This window comes from Amycolatopsis regifaucium (assembly GCF_001613935.1).
Classification (GTDB): Bacteria; Actinomycetota; Actinomycetes; order Mycobacteriales; family Pseudonocardiaceae; genus Amycolatopsis; species Amycolatopsis regifaucium.
In genome coordinates this window covers 319,533-339,664 of record NZ_LQCI01000009.1, presented here as the reverse complement: position 1 = coordinate 339,664, position 20,132 = coordinate 319,533, and the positions used below count along the sequence as shown (strand labels likewise).

At 66.8% G+C, this 20,132-nt stretch carries 18 protein-coding genes; 6 read left to right on the top strand and 12 right to left on the bottom strand.

What is annotated here, in order from left to right; genetic code table 11:
* Positions 1–186 precede the first annotated feature (186 nt).
* Positions 187–1,842 (bottom strand): RecQ family ATP-dependent DNA helicase, encoded by a 1,656-nt coding sequence (locus AVL48_RS11465; RefSeq protein ID WP_244162564.1) that lies wholly within the window; start codon positions 1,840–1,842, stop codon positions 187–189.
* 265 nt (positions 1,843–2,107) lie between these two features.
* Between AVL48_RS11465 and AVL48_RS39770 the strand changes: the two genes are divergently transcribed.
* Positions 2,108–3,025 carry a GNAT family N-acetyltransferase gene (locus AVL48_RS39770; RefSeq protein WP_061982499.1) on the top strand — a complete coding sequence of 306 codons (918 nt, stop codon included), beginning with the start codon at positions 2,108–2,110 and terminating at the stop codon, positions 3,023–3,025.
* Here AVL48_RS39770 and AVL48_RS11455 read toward each other — a convergent pair.
* The 6 genes from AVL48_RS11455 to AVL48_RS11430 are packed head-to-tail and all read right to left on the bottom strand — an operon-like array spanning position 3,022 to position 9,386.
* Positions 3,022–3,807 (bottom strand): HpcH/HpaI aldolase family protein, encoded by a 786-nt coding sequence (locus tag AVL48_RS11455; RefSeq protein WP_061982500.1) that lies wholly within the window; start codon positions 3,805–3,807, stop codon positions 3,022–3,024. The genes AVL48_RS39770 and AVL48_RS11455 overlap by 4 nt on opposite strands.
* Positions 3,792–4,577, bottom strand: coding sequence for a 2-oxo-hept-4-ene-1,7-dioate hydratase (gene hpaH / locus AVL48_RS11450; RefSeq protein WP_061982501.1), 786 nt, complete (start codon positions 4,575–4,577; stop codon positions 3,792–3,794). Before hpaH ends, AVL48_RS11455 begins: the two co-directional genes overlap by 16 nt.
* Before the next feature lie 9 nt (positions 4,578–4,586).
* Positions 4,587–5,681: a 3,4-dihydroxyphenylacetate 2,3-dioxygenase gene (hpaD, locus tag AVL48_RS11445; RefSeq protein WP_061982502.1), complete on the bottom strand. Its 1,095-nt coding sequence runs from the start codon at positions 5,679–5,681 to the stop codon at positions 4,587–4,589.
* Between the two features lie 33 nt (positions 5,682–5,714).
* Positions 5,715–7,235 carry a 5-carboxymethyl-2-hydroxymuconate semialdehyde dehydrogenase gene (gene hpaE / locus AVL48_RS11440; RefSeq protein ID WP_061982503.1) on the bottom strand — a complete coding sequence of 507 codons (1,521 nt, stop codon included), beginning with the start codon at positions 7,233–7,235 and terminating at the stop codon, positions 5,715–5,717.
* Positions 7,236–7,248: 13 nt separating this feature from the next.
* Positions 7,249–7,920, bottom strand: coding sequence for a GntR family transcriptional regulator (locus AVL48_RS11435; RefSeq protein ID WP_061982504.1), 672 nt, complete (start codon positions 7,918–7,920; stop codon positions 7,249–7,251).
* Positions 7,902–9,386 carry a fumarylacetoacetate hydrolase family protein gene (locus tag AVL48_RS11430; RefSeq protein WP_061982505.1) on the bottom strand — a complete coding sequence of 495 codons (1,485 nt, stop codon included), beginning with the start codon at positions 9,384–9,386 and terminating at the stop codon, positions 7,902–7,904. The genes AVL48_RS11435 and AVL48_RS11430 overlap by 19 nt, the downstream gene beginning before the upstream one ends.
* A 148-nt stretch (positions 9,387–9,534) precedes the next feature.
* Here AVL48_RS11430 and AVL48_RS11425 point away from each other — a divergent pair, with 148 nt between their 5' ends.
* Positions 9,535–10,911: an MFS transporter gene (locus AVL48_RS11425; protein ID WP_061982506.1), complete on the top strand. Its 1,377-nt coding sequence runs from the start codon at positions 9,535–9,537 to the stop codon at positions 10,909–10,911.
* Positions 10,912–10,939: 28 nt separating this feature from the next.
* Here the strand turns inward: AVL48_RS11425 and AVL48_RS11420 are convergent, their stop codons facing one another.
* Positions 10,940–11,641 (bottom strand): IclR family transcriptional regulator, encoded by a 702-nt coding sequence (locus AVL48_RS11420; protein WP_061982507.1) that lies wholly within the window; start codon positions 11,639–11,641, stop codon positions 10,940–10,942.
* Between the two features lie 59 nt (positions 11,642–11,700).
* Between AVL48_RS11420 and AVL48_RS11415 the strand changes: the two genes are divergently transcribed.
* The 3 genes from AVL48_RS11415 (at position 11,701) to AVL48_RS11405 (ending at position 14,768) form a co-directional block, all read left to right on the top strand.
* Complete coding sequence (locus tag AVL48_RS11415; protein ID WP_061982508.1) at positions 11,701–12,249, top strand: flavin reductase family protein; 549 nt, start codon at positions 11,701–11,703, stop codon at positions 12,247–12,249.
* Between the two features lie 32 nt (positions 12,250–12,281).
* Positions 12,282–13,742, top strand: coding sequence for a 4-hydroxyphenylacetate 3-monooxygenase, oxygenase component (gene hpaB / locus AVL48_RS11410; RefSeq protein WP_061982509.1), 1,461 nt, complete (start codon positions 12,282–12,284; stop codon positions 13,740–13,742).
* A 696-nt stretch (positions 13,743–14,438) separates the two neighbouring features.
* Positions 14,439–14,768, top strand: a complete 330-nt coding sequence (locus AVL48_RS11405) for a hypothetical protein (protein WP_143104807.1) — start codon at positions 14,439–14,441, stop codon at positions 14,766–14,768.
* A 184-nt stretch (positions 14,769–14,952) separates the two neighbouring features.
* Here AVL48_RS11405 and cmk read toward each other — a convergent pair whose 3' ends face one another.
* Both cmk and AVL48_RS11395 read right to left on the bottom strand, forming a co-directional pair.
* On the bottom strand, positions 14,953–15,603 hold the full coding sequence (gene cmk / locus AVL48_RS11400; protein WP_158070228.1) for a (d)CMP kinase: 651 nt from the start codon (positions 15,601–15,603) through the stop codon (positions 14,953–14,955).
* A gap of 873 nt (positions 15,604–16,476) precedes the next feature.
* Positions 16,477–16,950, bottom strand: a complete 474-nt coding sequence (locus AVL48_RS11395; RefSeq protein WP_061982512.1) for a DUF4383 domain-containing protein — start codon at positions 16,948–16,950, stop codon at positions 16,477–16,479.
* A 143-nt stretch (positions 16,951–17,093) separates the two neighbouring features.
* Here AVL48_RS11395 and AVL48_RS11390 point away from each other — a divergent pair, with 143 nt between their 5' ends.
* Positions 17,094–17,849: a ZIP family metal transporter gene (locus AVL48_RS11390; protein WP_061982513.1), complete on the top strand. Its 756-nt coding sequence runs from the start codon at positions 17,094–17,096 to the stop codon at positions 17,847–17,849.
* 216 nt (positions 17,850–18,065) lie between these two features.
* Here AVL48_RS11390 and AVL48_RS11385 read toward each other — a convergent pair whose 3' ends face one another.
* Both AVL48_RS11385 and AVL48_RS11380 read right to left on the bottom strand, forming a co-directional pair.
* Complete coding sequence (locus AVL48_RS11385) at positions 18,066–18,962, bottom strand: hypothetical protein (RefSeq protein WP_061982514.1); 897 nt, start codon at positions 18,960–18,962, stop codon at positions 18,066–18,068.
* A gap of 99 nt (positions 18,963–19,061) precedes the next feature.
* A complete protein-coding gene (locus AVL48_RS11380; RefSeq protein ID WP_061982515.1) occupies positions 19,062–20,072 on the bottom strand; it encodes an SdiA-regulated/phytase-like domain-containing protein in 1,011 nt (336 codons plus the stop codon).
* Between the last annotated feature and the right edge of the window lie 60 nt (positions 20,073–20,132).

Genomic DNA, 20,132 nt, shown 5'->3' with positions numbered 1-20,132 from the left:
CGGCGGTGAGCCCGACCGCATCCGCGGCTGGATCGACGACTGGAAGAAGCTCGCCCTACGGTACAAGGGAAACCCCACCGTGGTCGACGCGGATCTGCACAACGAACCGCAATCGGTGCCCGGTGGCGGCGGGGCCTGCTGGGGTGGCGGTTCGCAGGAACTCCTTCCCGTCCGGCTGAGCGGATTTCACCCAGTCGTGGTGTCATCGCCGGTGAGGAGGTCGTTTTCGTCGACGGCGGCCAGGTCCAGGGTCTTGTAGCCGAAGTCGTCGAACAGAATCGTGATGCGGTCCGGTTCCACCGACATCACGGTTCCTTCACCCCACTCGACGTGGCGGACGGTGCTGTTGACGGCGTACTCGGCATCTTCGGCATGCTTCCGCTCGCCGGTGCCGAAGTCGCACGTGTCGCAATTACCGCAGGGTTCGGCGAGTCGCTCCCCGAAGTAGCCGAGCAGATACCGGCGTCGGCATTCCATGGTCTCGGCGTAGCCGCGGATCATCTCGATCCGCGACCGGACCAGCCGCTGGTGCCGCTCGGCGACCTCGACGGCTTGCCGGGCCGCCTGATCCGGTGGGAGGTCGCGGCCGACGTACTCGAGCCGCCCGTCGCCGGTGGTGCGGACGGCCCCGACCTCTTCGAGAAGGTTGACCGCTTTGGTGCACCGGGCCGCCGAAGCGTCCACTGTGTCCTTCAAAAAGGCCGGCCGAACGGGAGAACCGTGTTCGCGAAGTATCTTCGCCACCTGGCCGAGAAGTTCTTCCGGGGCTTTGGCGGCGGTGAGGAACTTCTGGAGGCCCAGGTCCTGGGGCCGGTAGAGCAGGGTGATCGTGGCGGGTTCACCATCGCGGCCTGCCCGGCCGATCTGCTGGTAGTAGGTGTCGAGCGAATCGGGGACCGACGCGTGCAGGACGAACCGCACGTCGGGTTTGTCGATGCCCATGCCGAACGCCGAGGTGGCGACCACGACGTCCACCTCACCGTCGAGGAACCGTTCGTGGACCTGTTCGCGACCGTGGGTCTTCATGCCGGCGTGATAAGCCGCCGCGCGCACACCCGCCCGCGCGAGCTCGTCTGCGAAGTACTCGGCGTCCTTCCGGCTGGCGACGTACACCAGGCCGGTACCGGGATCCTTCGTCAGTGACCTGACCAGGGTGATCAGCGTGTGCCGTTTGTCTTCGTCGTCACTGAACCGCTCCACCGCCAGGTGCAGGTTCGGCCGGTCGAAACCGGCGATCACCTCACGATGGTCCCGCAGGCCGAGCCGCTCGACGATCTCTTCGCGCACCGGCAGCGCGGCGGTGGCGGTGAGGGCGAGCACCGGTGGGTGTCCGAGCTGCTCGATCACCGGCGCCAGGCAAAGGTAGTCGGGCCGGAAATCGTGGCCCCAAGCCGAAACACAATGTGCCTCGTCGATGGCGATCAGGGAGATGTCGAGCTCGGCCAGTGTGTCGAGAACATCCTTTTTGGACATTTGTTCCGGCGACAGGAACAAATACTTCGCTTTGCCATCTTCGATGGCCTTCCACGCGTTCTTTCGCTCACCCGCGCGCTGCGAAGAATTCACCGCGACCGCCTCCGGCGCGTGGCTCGCCTCGATGCTTTCCCGCTGGTCGTTCTGCAGGGCGATCAGCGGGGACACCACCAGCGTCACGCCGGCCAGCTTCATGGCGGGTACCTGGTAGATCGCGGATTTCCCCGCGCCGGTGGGGAGCACGACCAGGACGTCGTGGCCCGCCATGATCTGCTCCATCGCCTCGAGTTGCTCGCCGGAGAGTTCGGGCCAGCCGAAGACCTCCGCGGCGACCCGTTGCAACTCCTCGTGTCTTTCCGTTGCGGTCACCACCGGTTGATACCCCGGCATCCCGCGCGGAAACGGTGATCTCGGAGACGACTGGCGCCGAACCCGGGGCCGATGGTGCGTGCACTGGCGAATCGAGTGGTCAGGCACCGGCCACGTCCGTAGGGTGATCCGATGTACTCCGGGCTCACGCGGCGCATCGAGGCGAACGTCGTCGAACATGCCTGCCATCTGCATCGCCACACCGAGGGTATGACGGTCACGGAAACCGATGAGCTGGTGATCGCCGACAGCGGTATCGAGGGCGATGCCCAGTGTCGACTTGGCCGCGGGGGAACGCAAAGCCGCGATGTGGGCACACAGCGCGGAAGTCCCCTCTGGAGGCCCGCGCCCGGATCTGGAGGTCCGCCGGGTCCGTACCCGTGAGGAGCTCGCCGACTATGCCCGGATCCTGGCCGCCGATCGGGATTCGCCCTCCGCCGTCGAGGTCTTCGATCGGGTGGCCCCGTCCGCCCTCGCGGAGGACTGTCAGGCGCACTATCTGCTCGGTTACCACCATGGCGAGCCCGTGTGCTCAGGCGAAATCTTCTGGCACGCCGGAGTCGCCGGTATCCACGACATCTCCACTCTGTCCGGCTCCCGGCGCCGGGAATTCGGCGGTGTCATGACCTTGGCCGCGGTGGACAGTGCTCGCGCCGCCGGATACGACACCGTGGTGCTCCAAGCCACCGCCGAGGACGAGCCGGTGTACCGCGAACTCGGGTTCCGCACTGACGGCTGGTTCACCGAGTACCCCGTCCCGATCGTTCCGTTGGAAAACCGCGGCTACACCACGCGAGAGCAGTTGCTCTCGATCGGCTTCGAACACGTCCACGTGGAGAACGACCGCTACGACGGCCCACAAACCGGCGTCGCCGACATCGACGGCGTTCCGCGCTATTTCGTCCGGCTGAACCGCTTCTTCGACGACGGCGACGAGTTCTCCGTCTGGCCGATCGACGACGAGAGTCTCGCCCTCGAACAGGAAGCCTGGCGTCTCTATGTCGCAGCATGGGATGCGGGGGACCACCCGCCCGCACGCCTGACCGAATTGAACGCGCTGCTGGAAGCCCGCAACAGCACGCCGCCCGCCACCGCGCGGACGATGTTCGCGCAGTGGCGTCACGATGAACGCGACGTGCGACACGATGAGAACGGTCCGTCCTACCTGATGCGCCGGCGCTAGTCGCCCAGGGTCCGCCGAGCGCGCCGGGCCAGGTCGTCCGAGCCGTTCGCGAGGAGTGTCACATCGGCGCCGACGAGGACGAACCGAGCGCCGGCGTCGAGGTAGCGCTGGGCCTGCGCGGGGTCGAAGGCGTTGACCCCCACCGGCTTCCCTTGCGCCCGGACGGCGTCGAAGGTGCCGAGGACGGCCGCCGTGACGTCGGGATGCGTCTGCTGCCCGAGCAGGCCCATCGACGCGGCGAGATCGGACGGCCCGACGAAGACGCCGTCGACGCCGTCGACAGCCGCGATCTTCGCCGCCTCAGCCACTCCGGCGGTGGACTCGATCTGAACGAACAGCGAGGTGAACTCGTCCGCGTCGGCGAGGTATCCCTCGACCCGGTTCCAGCGCGCCGAACGCGAGAGAGCGCTGCCGACGCCGCGCACCCCTCGTGGCGGGTAACGGACGGCCCGCACGACCGCCTCCGCTTCCTCGGCGCTGTCGACCATGGGAACGAGGAGGTTCTGCGCGCCGAGATCGAGGAGCTGCTTCAGCGCGACGGGGTCGCCGGAGGGGGCGCGCACCATCGGCGTGATCGGATACGCGGCGATCGTCTGCAGCAACGTCTGCACCGTCTCCAGCCCGACGGGGGAGTGCTCGGTATCGACGAGCAGCCAATCGAGCCCGGAGCCGGCGCAGATCTCCGCGACGACCGGACTGCCCGACGTGACCCACATGCCGATCCGCGGGTGAGCGGACTCGGCCAGCCGCGCTCGGAACGTCGGCGCTAGACGAAGCGGCATGTGATCGCCCCCAGGTCCCGGTAGTCGGCTGTCACGGTGTCACCGGGGTGGACCCACATCGGCCGGGTGAACGAACCGGCCAGCACGATGTCGCCCGGATCGAGCTTGTCGCCGTGCTGCGCGAGTTTGTTCGCCAGCCACGCCACCCCGTTCGCGGGGTGGTTCAGCACCGCGGCGGCGACCCCGGATTCCTCGATGGTTTCGTTGCGGTACAACAGCGCGGAAACCCACCGCAAATCGACGGCGTCCACGGCGACCGGGTTGCCGCCGTAGACCATCCCGCCCATCGCCGCGTTGTCGCTGATCGTGTCCACGATGGTCCGTCCCGCCATCTCGATACGCGAGGACAGGATCTCCAGCGCGGGCACGACGTACTCGGTCGCGCGCAGCACGTCGAACACCGTGGCGTCCGGCCCGGTGAGGGACTCACGGAGCACGAAGGCCAGTTCGACCTCGATCCGCACATTCGAGAACCGGCTGTGTTCGATCACGGACCCGTTCTCGAACACCATGTCCGCGAAGATGGCGCCGTAGTCGGGTTCGGTGATCCCGGTGGCGGCCTGCATGACCTTCGAGGTGAGCCCGATCTTGCGGCCGACCGGACGGCGTCCCGCCGCGATTCCCCGGCGCCGCCATTCGTTCTGGACGGCGTAGGAGTCCTCGACGGTCATGTCCGGATAGCGCGCCGTCAGGAGCGGCACCGTTTCCCTGGCCTTTTCCGCGGCCGCCAGTTCGTCGGCGATCGCGGTGATCGTTTCCTGATCCAACATGACCCCGCCTCAGAGCTGGTTGCCGAGTTTGTACTCGCCCTGTTTCCAGGACGGGAGCTGCCCTTCGTCGTCGCCCTTGCGGGTGTAGGAGAAGCCGTCGGCGCCGATGGTGACTTCCAGTTCGCTCTCTTCGGCCCTCGCGACCACCGGCTGCGGCTTGCCGTCGAGGTCGAGCACGAGAGACGCCTCGGTGTACCACGACGGGACCACCGGCGTGCCCCACCAGTCGCGGCGCTGGTTGTCGTGTACGTCCCAGGTGACGACCGGATTGTCGGGGTCGCCGGTGTAGTAGTCCTGGGTGTAGATCTCGACCCGGTGCCCGTCCGGGTCGCGCAGGTAGAGGTAGAAGGCATTCGAGACGCCGTGCCTGCCGGGGCCGCGTTCGATGTGGTCCGACATCCGCAGCGAACCGAGCTTGTCGCAAATGGACAGGATGTTGTGCTTCTCGTGCGTGGCGAACGCGACGTGATGCATTCGCGGCCCGTCCCCGCCGGTCATCGCGGTGTCGTGCACGGTGGGCTTGCGGCGCATCCACGCCGCGTAGGTGACGCCCTGGTCGTCCTGGATGTCTTCGGTGACCCGGAAGTTGAGGTCTTCCATATGCTTCACCGCGCGCGGGACGTCCGGCGTGACCTGGTTGAAGTGGTCGAGCCGGACCAGCGCGCCCGGAACGTGCAGGTCATAGCGCCAGCTGAGCCTGTCGACGTGCTGGACGTCGTGGAAGAACTCGACCGGGAAGCCGAGCGGATCCTGGACCCGCACCGAGTCACCGATGCCCTTGGTGAACCCGTTCACGTTGCGCTCGACCCGGCAGCCCAGTTCCGAGTAGAACGCCACGGCCTTGTCCAGGTCCTCCGGCGACCGGACCCGGTAGGAGAAGGCCGCGACCGCGGCGACCGGGCCCACGCGCAGCACGAGGTTGTGGTGGATGAACTCGTCGATCGTGCGGAGGCTGATCGTGGTCTCGTCCTCTTCGGTCACCGTCAGCCCGAGGACGTCGGCGTAGAACGCGCGTGAGCGGACCAGATCGGTGACGACGAGTTCCATGTACGCGCAACGCAGGACGTCCGGCGGCGGTGAGGACGGCGTGGGGATCGGGGTCATGACAGCATCCTTTGTGGACGAAGGAACGGATCGTCAGTCGACGGGCTTCGCGCCCTTGCCGAAGGCGGGGTTGTGCACCTCGCCGAGATTGATGTGCACCGCCTGCTGGTCGGTGTAGAAGTCGATCGAGCGGTACCCGCCCTCGTGTCCCAGCCCGGAGGCCTTGACCCCGCCGAACGGCGTGCGCAGATCACGGACGTTGTTCGAGTTCAGCCAGACCATCCCGGCCTCCACCGACTGCGCGAAGTTGTGCGCTCGCTTGAGGTCGTTGGTCCAGACGTACGCCGCGAGCCCGTACTTCGTGTTGTTCGCCAGTTCGAGCGCCTCTTCCTCGCTGTCGAACGGCGTGATCGCGACGACCGGGCCGAAGATCTCCTCCTGGAAGATCCGGGCGTCCGGTTTGACGTCGGCGAACACCGTCGGCGCCACGTAGTTCCCGGTCGGGAAACCCGCCGGGCGGCCGCCACCCGCGACCAGCCTGGCCTCGGTCTTCCCGATCTCGATGTACTTCATGACCTTTTCGTAGTGCTCGGGATGCACCAGCGCGCCGACCTCGGTCGCGGGGTCCGCCGGGTCGCCGACGACGACGCGTTCGGCCTGCGCGGCGTACCGCTCGACGAACTCGTCGTAGACCGCGCGCTCGACCAGGATGCGGCTGCCTGCCGTGCAGCGTTCGCCGTTGAGGGAGAACACGCCGAAGATGGTCGCGTCGATCGCGGTTTCCAGATCGGCGTCGGCGAAGACGATGGCGGGCGATTTGCCGCCCAGCTCCATCGACAGTCCTTTGAGGAACGGCGCGGCGTTCCCGAAGATCAGGCTGCCGGTGCGGCTCTCACCGGTGAACGAGATCAGCGGGACGTCCGGATGCTTCACGAGCGCGTCACCCGCGTCCTCGCCGAAGCCGTTGACGAGGTTGAACACCCCCGCCGGCAGCCCGGCCTCCTCGAAGATCTCCGCCCAGAGCGACGCCGAAAGCGGCGTGAACTCGGCGGGTTTGAGCACCACCGTGTTGCCGGTCGCCAGCGCCGGGGCGAGTTTCCACGACTCCAGCATGAACGGCGTGTTCCACGGCGTGATCAGCCCGGCGACCCCGATCGGCTTGCGGTTGACGTAGTTGACCTGGCGGCCGGGAACCTTGTAGGCGTCGTCGGCCTGCGCGACGATCAGATCGGCGAAGAACCGGAAGTTCTCCGCGGCCCGGCGTGCCTGGCCCAGCGCCTGCGAGATCGGCAGTCCGGAGTCGAAACTCTCCAGCGCCGCCAGCCGCTTGTCCCGCGACTCCACGAGGTCGGCGATCCGGTTCAGCACACGCGACCGTTCGCGCGGCAGCAGCTTCGGCCACGGTCCCTCGGTGAACGCCTTCCGCGCGGCGGCGACGGCGCGGTCGATGTCGGCCTTCTTCCCCGCGGCGGCCCGCACGTAGACCTCGTTGGTCACCGGGTCGAGCACGTCGAAGACGGCGCCGTCGGCCGAGTCGGTCAGTTCGCCACCGATGTAATGCCGGATCCGCTCCGGGACACCGTCCGGGATCGGCCGGGGAGTCGTGCTGGTCAAAAGTCCTCCTCAGTCAGCGGTTCGCGCGGTCTCGAGCGTCCAAAAAGGCCTGCATGGTGGCCCAGCGGTGATTGCGCGCGGCGAATTCGATGTCGAGCGGGTCGGCCTTCTCGGAGATCAGCCGGAGGATCTCTTCGTGTTCCTCGACCGACCGGTGCGCGCGGTCGGGGACGAAGGCGAATGTGGAGTCACGCAGTCCGGACAACCGTGTCCAGCCCTGGTGCACGAGGTCGAGGATCTGCGGGTTGGGGCAGCAGGCGAACAGCAGGGAGTGGAACTGCTGGTTCAGCGCGGTGAACTCGTGTGCGTCGAAGTGGTCCAGCAGGGTGATCATCCGTTCGTTCACCCTGCGTGCCTTCGCGATGTCCTCTTCGGTCAGTCCCGGCGCGGACAGCGCGGTGGCGACACCTTCGACGACACCCAGGGTCTGCATGGCGTGGACGTATTCGTTCTGGTCCACCATCGCCACACGCGCGCCGACGTTGCGTTCGAAGGTCACCAGCCGTTCGGCCTCCAGCCGCCGGATCGCCTCGCGCACCGGGACGACGCTCATGTCGAGCGCGCCGGCGATCTCGGCGAGAACGAGCCGGTAGCCGGGTCCGTACTCGTGCCGGGCGATCCGCTCACGCAGCCACTCGTAGGCGAGTTCGGACTTGCTGGCCGTCTTCACTGCTTCTTCTGCCATGCCTCATACCTTTCCCGCCACAACGGGTTCAGCGGGAAGAGCCCCTCGATCGGGCGGCCCTGTCCGACCTGCTCGGCAATCCACGCGTCTTCGTCCTCCTGGACGAGCGTCGCGGCGACGACCTCTTCCGCCAGCCCCGGCGGGATGACGACCACGCCGTCGTCGTCGCCGACGATGATGTCGCCGGGCAGCACGGTCGCCCCGCCACAGGCGACCGCGACGTCGGTGTCCCATGGCACGTGTTTGCGGCCGAGGACCGCCGGATGGGGGCCTTGCGAGAACACCGGGAGGCCGGTCGCGGCGACGGCGTCGAAATCGCGGACCCCGCCGTCGGTGATCACCCCGGCCGCGCCGAGATACCGTGCCCGCAACGCCAGGATGTCGCCGAGTGTCCCGGAACCCGCGTCGCCCCTGGCCTCGATGACGATCACCTCTCCGGTGCCGACCGAGTCGAACAGGCGTTTCTGCGCGTTGTAGCCGCCACCGTGGGTCTTGAACAGATCTTCGCGGTTCGGGACGAACCGCAAAGTGCGTGCCGTACCGACGATCTTCGAGCCCGGGATGTTGGGCCGCACGCCGTCGATCGCGACATTGTTCAGCCCGCGCTTGCGCAGCTGGGCCGACAAACCCGCGACCGGCGCGCGAAGCAGCTTGGCCCGGAGTTCTTGGCTGAGCGCGGGGGCTTCCTCTTCCTCCGGCTCGGTGACGGGAGTGCCCCACGCTTCGGCGCGCTGCTTGTCGTCGACCTCGGGGAGAGCGCCGATGTCGGAGAAGGACCGGATTCCCTGCGTGACGGTGGTGTGGAGCCGTCCGCTGCTGGCGGAAGTGCCGGGTACGTCCACTTCGACCACCACGACGTCGCCGGGGGAGACCACGGTGGAGCCGGCGGGGGTGCCGGTGAGGATGACGTCGCCGGGTTCGAGCGTAAGGTGCTGGGAGAGGTCGGAAACGAACTGCCGCAAGGGGAACAGCAGGCCGGCTGTGGTGTCCTCCTGCACCAGGTCACCGTTCACCCAAGTGCGCAAGCGCAAGGACGCGGGGTCGACATCGCGCGCGTCGATGAGGCCGGGTCCGAGCGGGGTGTAGCCGTCGCCGCCCTTGGACCGGACGTTGGAGCCCTTGTCCGCGGCGCGCAGGTCGTAGAGGCCGAAGTCGTTCGCGGCGGTGACCGCGGCGACGTGGTCCCACGCCTTGTCCGGTTTCACCCACCGGGCGGCGGTGCCGATGACCAGCGCGATCTCGCCCTCGAAAGCCAGCAGTTCGGTACCGGCGGGGCGTTCGACCGTGCCGCCGGACGCGCCGATCGAGCTCGCCGGTTTGAAGAAGTACGACGGGTTCGCCGGACGCCGTCCGCGCTGCTCGGCCCGTGACGCGTAGCTGAGATGGACGGCGATGATCTTTCCCGGTCGAGTCCCCAGAGGACCGGACCCGCGTCCCGATGGCGCCGTTGGCTCGTAAGTGTCCATGTTCCCCTGAATCCTCGACCCTTGCTTCGTATCTAATAACGTATATGATTCCGTGCCACAGTGGCAAGGCGGTCACCGAGTGGCCTTCGCCTCGCCCGGGATCCCAGCGGGCCGCCACTCGCGCCAGGCCTATGTCAAAGGAGTCAAGGTGTCGAATCCAGCGCAGGAGGAACGCACGCCAGGCCGCGTCGCCCCGCCGTCCGCCGATCGGCGCCGGGTCGCGTTCGCGACCGTCGTCGGCACCACGGTCGAGTGGTACGACTTCTTCGTTTACGCGTCCGCCGCGGGACTCGTCTTCGGCAAGCTGTTCTTCTCCGGCCTCGGGACGAACAGCACTCTGGTGTCCTTCGCGACCGTGGGCGTGAGCTTCCTGTTCCGCCCGCTCGGCGCCTTCCTGGCCGGGCATTTCGGCGACAAGTACGGCCGTCGCGTCGTCCTCGTGCTCACCCTGATCCTGATGGGTGCCGCGACCACGCTGATCGGTGTGCTCCCGACGTTCGGCCAGATCGGTGTCGCCGCGCCGGTGCTGCTGATCCTGCTGCGGATTCTGCAGGGCGTTTCGGCAGGTGGTGAATGGGGCGGTGCGGTGTTGATGGCCGTCGAGCACGCGCCGTCGAAGCGCCGGGGGCTCTTCGGTGCTTCGCCGCAGATCGGCGTCCCGCTCGGCCTGCTGCTGGCCTCCGGTGTCCTGGCGCTGACCAGCCTGCTCGTTCCCGGCCAGGCGTTCCTCGACTGGGGCTGGCGGATCCCGTTCCTGCTCAGCGTCGGGCTGATCCTGGTCGGGCACTACGTCCGGCGCCGCGTCGAGGAGAGCCCCGTCTTCCGTGAAATCGCCCAACGCCGCGAGCAGACCCGGACCCCGATCATCCAGTTGTTCCGCAAGCACGCCGTCCTCGTCCTGGTCGCCGCTCTGGTGTTCGCGGGCAACAACGCCGTCGGCTACATGACCACCGGCGGCTACATCCAGAACTACGCGACCAACCCGAAGGGCCCGATCGGACTCGACCGCGGCCCGGTGCTGTGGGCGGTGACCGCCTCGGCGGCGACCTGGCTGATCTCGACGTGGGCGGCGGGCGCGGTGTCCGACCGGATCGGCAGGCGGCGCACCTACGTACTGGGCTGGATCGCGCAGCTCGCCGGGGTCGCGGTGCTCTTTCCCTTGGTGGACACCGGGAACATCGTGCTGCTGGCACTGGGTTTGATCATTCTCAGCGTCGGGCTCGGGTTCACCTACGGCCAGCAGGCGGCGTTCTACGCGGAACTCTTCCCCGCGTCGATTCGCTTCTCCGGCGTTTCGATCTCCTACGCGCTCGGGGCGATCCTCGGCGGCGCGTTCGCGCCGACGATCGCCACCGCGCTGGTCGGGGCGACCGGAACGTCGCTGTCCGTGGCCGTGTACCTGGCGGGGATGACGGTGATCGGGCTCATCGCCACGTTGCTCCTGCGGGACCGTTCGGGGATCCCGCTCGGCCCGGACCACGAAGCGGAGCAGGCGGTGAGCCCGCTTCGATTCGGGACCGATTGATGCCATGTTTCGGGACCCGCCTGCGGGCTCAGCCCCCGAGGGCGTCGCGGACGGTCTTCGCCGCCGCCCTGAGCCGCTCCGCGAGCTCGGCCGGGGTGTGCGCACTGGACAGATAAACCACCGCGAGCGCGGCGGGATTGTGGCCGCGCAAGGAAAGCGGCACCGCGACGGCGCTGAGGTTCTCGATCACTTCGCCATGGCTGTCCGCGTAGCCGCGGGCGGCCACATCCCGGACCTCTTCCGCGACGTCCTCCGGCCATTCTTCGGCCGGTAGCTGGGAAAGGACCGCGCGTCCCGGAGCGCCCGCGGTGAACGGATGCCTGGATCCCGGGCGCTGCGCGACGGACGCGACGGCGTGCCGGGGTTCCACGCTGACCAGGGTCACACACTCTTCGCGGTCGAGCACCGCCACAAAACATGTCATGCCGAGTTCGTTCGCGACCGTGGTCAGTTCGGGCAGCGCGGCGGCCTGCAGGTCATGTTTGATTCCCGCCGCGAGGGCCGCGAGCCGCGCGCCGAGTTCCATCCGGCCGGCGGGGTCGCGGGTCACCAGTCCGTGGTCTTCGAGCGTACGGATGAGCCGGTAGGCGATCGACCGGTGCACGCCGAGCCGTTCCGCGATCTGGTCGACGCCGAGCGCCTCTTGGGCGTCGGCAAGCACTTCGAGCACGCGGATGCCGCGGCTGAGTGTCTGGGACGTGCTCGCGGTCTTGCGGGAGTCCGAAACCATCGTATACGATCCATTTCGATAGTTGAACTGGCTGTTCGATTATAGAACAGGATCCGACGATGATGTCACGCGAAACCAGTTTCTCGCCCGGCTCGAACCTCTATCGGCCACCGGCGCAGTTCTTCCGCGGTTGTCTCGGCCGGTTCGTCACGGGCGTCGCGGTGGTGACCTTCGACGCCAGTCCCGCCGACGGCTCGGTGAAGCGGCACGGCCTGACGGTGAACTCGTTCACCGCCGTCTCGATGGAGCCGCCGCTCGTGCTCGTGTCGATCCAGCGCACGGTCAAGAGTCACGATCTGCTGGAAGGACGGCCGTTCGCGGTCAACGTCCTCGGCGCCGAACAGCAGGCGCTCGCGATGAACTTCGCCGGGCGGCCGACTCCCGAAGGCGCGCCCGTATGGGTCGACGGCGGGCACGCGCCGCGGCTCGCCGGCGTCCTCAGCTGGTTCGACTGCACGCCGTGGGCCGCCTACGACGGCGGCGACCACACCCTGTTCCTCGGTGAGGTGCGGGAGTTCGACTACCGCTCCGGCGACGCGCTCGGCTTCGTCAACGGACGGTTCTCGACCGTCCACGAATCCACGCAAGGCCACGAATCCCTGTTCTGACAACGACGTCCATCCTTCAGGAGGAGCACGACATGGGAGCACGTACCGGACAGCAGTACCTCGACAAGCTCAACGCGATGACGCCGGAGTTGTACATCGACGGCGAGAAGGTGACCTCGAAGGTCGCCGAGCACCCGGCCTTCCGCAACAACGCGCTGACTTACGCGAAGCTGTTCGACCTCCAGCACGATCCGGCGCACCGTGATGTCCTGACCTACGAGTCGCCGACCACGGGGGAGCGCGTCGGGACGTCGTTCCTCGTACCGCGCACCGAAGAGGATCTCAAGCGCCGTCGTGCCGCCTTTTCGGCGTGGGCCCAGTATTCCCACGGTTTTCTCGGCCGCACCGGCGACTACATGAACTCGTCGCTCACCGCGCTCGCGACCGCGAAGAAGTTCTTCTCCCGGGCGGATCCTGTCTTCGGTGAGCGGATCGAGAAGTACTACGAGATGGCGCGGGAGAACGATCTCCTCGCGACGCACACGCTGATCCCGCCGCAGGTCAACCGTTCCGTCTCCGGGAGCCAGCAGGGCGGCGGCAACCTCTCGGCGAAAGTGGTGGAGGAGCGGGAGGACGGCATCGTCGTCCGCGGTGCCCGCATGCTCGCCACGATCGCGCCGATCGCCGACGAACTGCTGGTGTTCCCGTCGACCGTCCTGCGTGGCACCCCCGAGGACGCTCCGTACTCCTACGCCTTCGCGGTCCCGAACGACGCGCCCGGTTTGAAGTACTTCTGCCGCGCCGGACTCGACCACGGCCGCTCGCACTTCGACGAGCCGCTCGCTTCGCGTTTCGAGGAGATGGACGCGGTAGTGGTCTTCGACGACGTGTTCGTCCCGAACGAACGGGTCTTCCTGCTGGGGCATCCGGAACTGTGCAACGCGTGGTATTCCGAAACCGGCGCCGGTGCGCTGATGACTCATCAGGTCGTCACCCGCACGCTGGCCAAGACCGAGTTCTACCTCGGGCTGGCCAGCGAGCTCGCCGCGGCGATCGGCATCGGCGGATTCCAGCACATCCAGCAGGATCTGTCGGAGCTGATCTCCTACGTCGAAATCGAGAAGGCCGTGCTGCGCGCGGCGGAAGCCGATGGCGCGGTGAGCGAGGACGGGGTCTTCCTGCCGAAGTGGGAAGTCCTCAACGCCGCCCGGAACTGGTACCCCACCAAGGTCTCGCCGCGGCTGACCGAGATCATCCGCAAGTTCTCCGCCTCCGGGCTCATGGCCCTGCCGGGGGAGGCGGACTTCGAGGCGGAAGGACGTCCCGACATCGACGTCTACCTCCAGTCGGCAACCCTGCCCGCGAAGGACCGCGCGCGGCTGTTCAAGCTGGCGCTCGACGCGTCGGTCTCGAGCTTCGCCGGGCGGGAGTCGCTGTACGAGTACTTCTTCTTCGGTGACCCGGTGCGGATGGCCGGTGCCCAGGTGAACGCGTATCCGCGGGAGGCGCTGCAGGAACGGGTGCGGGAATTGCTGGCACGGGAAGGGCAGTAGGTACGGATTTCGCCGAGAAATGGGTATTCGGACGTGATTTCGCCGGGATCGGCGGGAAGGTGAGCGGATCGCGATAACCGGAAAGCGTTCGCCGGTCAGCCGGGCGGCGAACGCTTCTCCGTGTCTCCGGCACCGGACCGTTTTCGGCCTTGATGTGTCCCGTATTTGTCCAAAGTGCCGCCATCACGAATCAACGATCAGGTTGCGACGTTCGAGTTAACCTCCGTAATGACCATTCAAGTCAGCCGTATCGGTGCGCAAAAATCCAGATGCCCTGCTCGAGGGCGGCCGGGACGAGTGGCGGGGGAGCCATGATCGAGACCATGCGGTGCGCGGGCGCGGATTTTTGCGAAGAACTCACCGGTTGCGGTGACACCTCCTTCACCCGTTTCTACGAAGGTGATCCGCCGTCGCGGGCAGTATGTTCAACGGAAAACTTGACTTTGTTGGCCGATATGTCACCGCTCGTCCTCGGACATCTTCTGTTGCTGCCGTCGAACCACTACTTGTCCTTCGCCCAGGTGCTTTCCCGCCACGAGCATGAGGTGAGGAGTTTTCTCGCCGACTTCGTCCCGCTGTATCGGGAGACCTTCGGTGAGCCACTGATTCTTGGAGCACGGATCGAGCGCGGGACAGGAGAGCCACGCCTGTATCACGCACGCGCATCTGCATCTTCTTCCCGTCGACGGGGATCGCGTGGACGATCTTCTGATCGGAGACGGCCTCGCCTATGAGGATCTGGGCTCCCTCGGTGAACTCGCGCGTCCGCCGTGGCCGTCCTCCGCCTATTTCCTTCGGGTGTATCGGGGTGAATGCCGCGTCTATCGGCCGACCGGAGAGCAGAAAAGGCAGTACCTGCGTTCGGTCGTCGGAGCCGTGCTCGCGATCGAGGATCCGGAATGGGACTACGCGGTGGTGATGCGAAAAGAAGATCTCCGCGAGACCATGCGGATGGTGGACTATTGGCCCGGCAAACCAGATGGGGCCCTCATGACCGCCGGTGCGGAGATGTCCAGTGGCGACTGAAGGATTCTCCGAGCTCGTTGACCTCGGGATCGTGAATCTGGCAGAAGAGGCATTTGCCAGTGGCCGGCTCGGCTCCGTTTTCCATCGCCATCACCGGTTCCATCTTTGATACCCCTTGTCATTGATCGATCACTCGAAGTCATACCCTCGGTCAACTTAGCTTCGTCGCAGACAAAGCAGAAGCCTACTCGCACTGGCGAATGATCTCTAACCCTTGATTGCGACACGCCGAGGCCATTCGGCTCGTCACCTGGTCGATGGTGAGTCTGGTCGTGTCGATCCTGATGGCGTCCTCGGCCGCGACCAGTGGTGACGCCGCCCGGTTCATATCGGCTTCGTCTCGGCGAATCACGTCCGCGAGCACGTTCTCGTAAGAATCTGCCCGCTCCTGCCGTACTCGCCGCATCGCCCGGACTTCGGGGGAAGCGGTCAAGTAGAACTTCACGCGGGCCGCGGGGAAGACGGCCGTACCGATGTCGCGGCCCTCGACGACGCACTGTGCTTGGGTTTTGGCCCAAAGCCTGATGAGACCGGTGACTCGCTGGCGGACCTCCGCGATCTTCGCGACGGCGGAAACGGCGACGTTGACCGGGGTTTCACGCAGCTTGTCCGAAGCGTAGCGCTCCGCTGTCAGCAGGCTCTCCGTGCGACTCTCCATCAGCAGCTCATCGCAGAGGCCGGTGATCTCTCGCGTGTCGTCCACGGGGATTTCACGCCGCAGCGCTTCGAAGGCGATGATGCGGTAGGTCCTGCCGCTTTCCAGGTAGCGAAGGCCGAAGGTGTTCGCCAGCGCCAGGCAGGTGGTGGTCTTGCCCGCCGCCGCCGGGCCGTCCACCGCGATGACGGTACCGGCAGCGTGTTCAGGCATGTCGTTTTCCTTGACTGGGTTGGGGATTGTCGAGCGGAACCGAATTCAGGCAGGGCGCAGACGCTACCACGGGAGAATGGGGCCGTAGCACCATGTTGACGACGTCCTGGAGCAGCGGAAACCTCCGGATCGGCCCGCTGACAACGGTTCTGGGTGTTTCTTGGCGGGGTCGAGCAGGCCGGACCGGCGACGCTCCGCTGAAGACGCTCACTCTTCCAGGTGCATCGGGCAGCCTCTTTCGGTTGATGGGTAACCAAAGGGGCTTTCGGTAGCGCGGATTCCTTGCCCAGCGGCAAATCAAGTTCGATTTCCGCACTTTCGAGTGCTGGTGTCGCGACAGGTCCAGACCAGTACGCCGTCTTCGGGGTGTCCCGCTGGCCTGCGCTTGGGCGAATATTGCAAAACGACCGAAAAGAATACGTCTTCGGCTCGTCCAGCCGTCGGAGAAGAATATCCGGATGAATCTGTAACAAGGGCGACAAAAGTGACGTCTTCAGGGGTAGTGGCCCTTGGGGGTGCACCGATCGGTGCGACGTGGCGGCGTCGCGGCGCTCTGTGGTTAGAGACACGCCCGGATGCGTGAACTTGAGCCATTCCAGAAATGGCCCAGGCTGCGGCTGTGCTCACGGCCCTCGGACTTCGAGCGGATGCTGCCCGGGGCCTGCCTGCGCGTGGCGCGTCCCAAGGTGGCCGTACTGACTGCGGTACGAGACCATCCGCACGCCCGCCACCGACTCGATGATCGGTGCCGTGCGTTCAGACCTCGACGAAGGCTCTCACCAAGTCGTTTAGGATGTGTTGCGGGCACCGGCCACCGCGGGTCTCGTCCGGCGCATCCATCTATTGGTGCTGTAGATCCGGCTCGGGATAGTCGCCGTGCTTGCGTTCGAGGGCGGTCGTGACCAGACCCAGTGCGATCATGCCGAGACCGAGCGCGAGGTGTAGCCAGTCGTCGGCGCCGTTCAGCGGGATGAAGTTGCCGGGACTGTCTTCGGGGATCACCAGCCCGAGGAGCCACAAGAGCAGGTAGACACCACCGCCGATCATCAAGAACGCGCGGGACGCGGCGGGTTTGCGCGTGGCGAGTACCCCCACGACTCCGAACAGGAGGTGGACGAGGTTGTGCAGGATCGACACGGCGAACACGCCGAACAGCCGCGCTTCCGAATGGTGCCCGGCGAACTTCAGTTCGGCATAGCCGGTCGTGATGCCGGGGATGAAGCCCAGCACACCGACCAGCAGGAAGATCGCGCCGACGGCGAGCGCGGCCACTTGTGGCGGATGCCGTCTCGTGGGCGTGGGGGTTCGGGTCATGTAATCGAGCTACCCTGCCCTTCCTCGGCCAAACCTGTTTTCGCGCGGCGGGCGACGGGCACTCCCTCGGCAAGATCACCGCGTCCGGGTGGGATGCCGGTCCACAGGTCGGCGGCGTCGCCGTCAGAGGGGAGACATAGCGCGTGTCGGAGTTGCTCGCGGCGGGTGGCTGGGGTCTGCTGGGCGGGTCGGCCCTGCTGGTCGGCGCGATGATCGGTTTCCTGGTCCGGATCCCGAGCAGGGCCGTGGCCAGCGTGATGGCCTTCGGCAGCGGGGTCCTTATCTCGGCGGTGTCCTTCGAACTGATCGCCGAGGCACACGAAAAGGGCGGTTTCCTGCCGACGGCCCTGGGCGCTCTGGGTGGGTCGCTGATCTACACCCTCGCGAACATCGTGCTCGCCCGGCGCGGCGCGCGTCACCGCAAGCGGTCGGGTGACCTGCAGCCGTCCGAGACGGAGCAGGCCGGTTCCGGTACGGCGATCGCGCTCGGCGCGTTGCTCGACGGCGTCCCCGAATCGATGGTGATCGGAACCAGCCTGCTCGGCGGGGGGAGCGTGAGTGTGGTGACCGTGGCGGCCGTCTTCATCAGCAATGTCCCGGAAGGTCTCTCCAGCGCCTCGGGGATGAAGCGCGCAGGCCGGAGCCCACGCTATGTCTTCACCCTCTGGAGTGGCATCGCCGTGATCAGCGGAGTGGCGTCGCTGCTCGGTTACGGTCTCCTCGGTGGCGCGTCCGGAAACGTCCTCGCCGTGATCACCGCACTCGCGGGCGGGGCGATCCTCGCCATGATCGCCGACACGATGATTCCCGAGGCCTTCGACGACGCGCACCTGTGGACCGGGCTGATCACGGTCGCGGGCTTCCTCACCGCGTTCGGCATTTCGCGCGTCGGAGGCTGAGCGACGTCCGTTCGCCCCGGCCGCGGCCGGGTCAGCAGTTCGGCGTGCCCCACCTCGGTGATCAGGCTGGCGGCGTCGAAGTAGACCCGCTCGTTGGTGATCCGGTCTTCGTCGAAGAAGAACACCGCGATGATCGGCACCCGGAACGCCTGTCCGGTCGAACTCCTGGGTGTTCTTCGATGATCTTGAGGCGACGTTCGCGCAGGTCTTCGCTGGTCACTGGTCCTCCGGCTCGTTACCGGTGACGATCCGGACACTCCCGCCCGCGGCTTCGTCGTCGGTCCCGTAGAGCAGGGAGTCGCACGAACGCGAGAGGCAGGTCATCGCCTCGATCTTGTGACCGGGGAAGTCGCCGATCTTCACCGGCGTGGGGGAGAGGGCGATCGAACCGTCGGAGCGGAGCGATCCGGCCGCGTACACGGCGGAGTCGAACGGGCCGGTGTCGCCTGGGTCGGAGGCCGCCGCGATCAGGACCCGGTTGTCCGCGGTGATCTCGACGTCCGAGGCGTGCCGGACGTCGGTGGTGGGATACGAGACGCGGAACGGGATCGCCTTCGGTTTCCCGAAGGACAGCCTCGGCACCGAGAACTCCGCGGAGTACAGCGTCGCCGGGCGCGCGTCCTGGCCCCGGTCCGCCCAGACCGCGAACAACCGGTCATCCACCTTTTTCAGTGCGAAACTCTCGTAATTGTCGTCGGCGTAACCCATCGGTACCTGAAAGGTGCCGAGCACTTTCAGGCGCCGGTCGTTCAGTTTGATGTGGAAGCCTTTCCCGCCGCTGGCCAAGGCGATGAATTCGCCCGCTTTCCCGGGTATCGCTTCGGTCGCTTCCAGGTCGACCGGGAGTTCGCCCGGCCAGTCGATCCGGTCCACCTTGGACACTCGCCCGTCGAAGAGCCGGACGCGCGCCGCCCGGTTCTCTCCGGGTTTCTTGTTGTCTCGCAAGACCAGTGCGTCGACACGGTCGTCGTCCCGGCTCAGGACGGCGATACCACTGGCACCCGCGGTCATGCCGGTGCCGATGGATTCCCAGCCGTCACCCGCCCGCGCCGTGGCGGGCAGGAACAGGGGAGCGGCCGCTATCGGAAGAATGGCGAGGCAGGCGAATTTCATATCGACAAAGTAATCCATTCGATCGGTGCGAACAAAGGCCGGAATCGATGCACTCCAGTCCGGCGCGGATCCGGGGATCCGCGCCGGAACGGTGCCCGTTCAGCCGCAGGACAAGGTCCCGGCGCGGAGGGCGTGGCCGCCTTCGTTCCCATCGTCGGCCCAGACCACCTGCTTGCTTCCGGAAGCACAGGCGCCCGCGATCGCGAAACCTTCGTTGTTGTAGTCCGGCATCCCGCTCGGACGGTCGTATGTGGCGGTCACGGCGAACTTGCCCTGCGCGCCGACGGCGAGCGTCGTCGAGGTGCCGCCGCAGTTGTCGTCACAGACCGCCCACAGCTTGCCGGTCGAAGCCTCGTATTCGAGTTCCATGATCGAGTCGAGCCCGCTCGCGAAGCTCGCGACGCGAGTGTACTTCCCACCCGCCTGGTCGAGCGCGTAGGCATAGATCATCCCGTTGCTCTCGAGGCCGACGAGGTAGAGGCCGGTGCCGTGACCGGGGTAGCTGCTCGGGTTGTACGGCGTTTTCGTGCGCTCGTCCACGAATCCCTTCGAGATGAGGGCGCTGTCCGGGATCCAGGAGACGGCTTCGAGGCCGTCGTTGGCCGAAACCTTCGGCAAGTCCGCCGTCAGATTCCATTCCGCTTTGGCGGTAAGGGTCTTGGCTGTGCCGGAGACGTCGTACCGGAGCACCTTGAGCGCGCTCGTTTTGCTGTTGTCGCCATCGCGTTCGGTGGCCGCGACCACGCCGTCCGGGGTGGCGACGACGGCTTCGGCGTCGGGGTCGCCCCCGCCGTTGCGGTAGCGCAGCGCCTTGCCCGACGACCAGCCGTTGGCGGTGTCCGGCTGCCACTTCGTGCCGTTGCGCACGAGGCGGTACAGCGTGCCGGGCCCGTTTTTCACCGCCCACAGGACGTCGGGTCCGCCGAAGGACAGGCCGCTCATGTTGCCGCCGAGGACGTTCGAGCCGTCGGCGTTCGTGACGGCGGAAGCGCCCGGCCAGGCGCTGTTCGCCGTGGTGCTCGCGGCGGCGGTCGTGGCGGGCAGTACCAGCAGGGTGGCGGCCACCGTGGCCACGGCGGCGGGTCGGATCCGACGGGATGATCGAGGCATTCGCGCTCCTTCGGGGCGGACGAAGTGGGTCGCGGCGTGTCGTCACAAGTTAAGTAAGTT

Bases quoted from the DNA above. Each gene is read 5' to 3' on its own strand.
- AVL48_RS39770 (WP_061982499.1), top strand. From the start codon at position 2,108: ATGCCCAGTGTCGACTTGGCCGCGGGGGAACGCAAAGCCGCGATGTGG.
- AVL48_RS11455 (WP_061982500.1), bottom strand. From the start codon at position 3,807: ATGCCGCTTCGTCTAGCGCCGACGTTCCGAGCGCGGCTGGCCGAGTCC.
- hpaH (WP_061982501.1), bottom strand. From the start codon at position 4,577: ATGTTGGATCAGGAAACGATCACCGCGATCGCCGACGAACTGGCGGCC.
- hpaD (WP_061982502.1), bottom strand. From the start codon at position 5,681: ATGACCCCGATCCCCACGCCGTCCTCACCGCCGCCGGACGTCCTGCGT.
- AVL48_RS11435 (WP_061982504.1), bottom strand. From the start codon at position 7,920: ATGGCAGAAGAAGCAGTGAAGACGGCCAGCAAGTCCGAACTCGCCTAC.
- AVL48_RS11430 (WP_061982505.1), bottom strand. From the start codon at position 9,386: ATGGACACTTACGAGCCAACGGCGCCATCGGGACGCGGGTCCGGTCCT.
- AVL48_RS11420 (WP_061982507.1), bottom strand. From the start codon at position 11,641: ATGGTTTCGGACTCCCGCAAGACCGCGAGCACGTCCCAGACACTCAGC.
- AVL48_RS11415 (WP_061982508.1), top strand. From the start codon at position 11,701: ATGATGTCACGCGAAACCAGTTTCTCGCCCGGCTCGAACCTCTATCGG.
- hpaB (WP_061982509.1), top strand. From the start codon at position 12,282: ATGGGAGCACGTACCGGACAGCAGTACCTCGACAAGCTCAACGCGATG.
- AVL48_RS11395 (WP_061982512.1), bottom strand. From the start codon at position 16,950: ATGACCCGAACCCCCACGCCCACGAGACGGCATCCGCCACAAGTGGCC.
- AVL48_RS11385 (WP_061982514.1), bottom strand. From the start codon at position 18,962: ATGAAATTCGCCTGCCTCGCCATTCTTCCGATAGCGGCCGCTCCCCTG.
- AVL48_RS11380 (WP_061982515.1), bottom strand. From the start codon at position 20,072: ATGCCTCGATCATCCCGTCGGATCCGACCCGCCGCCGTGGCCACGGTG.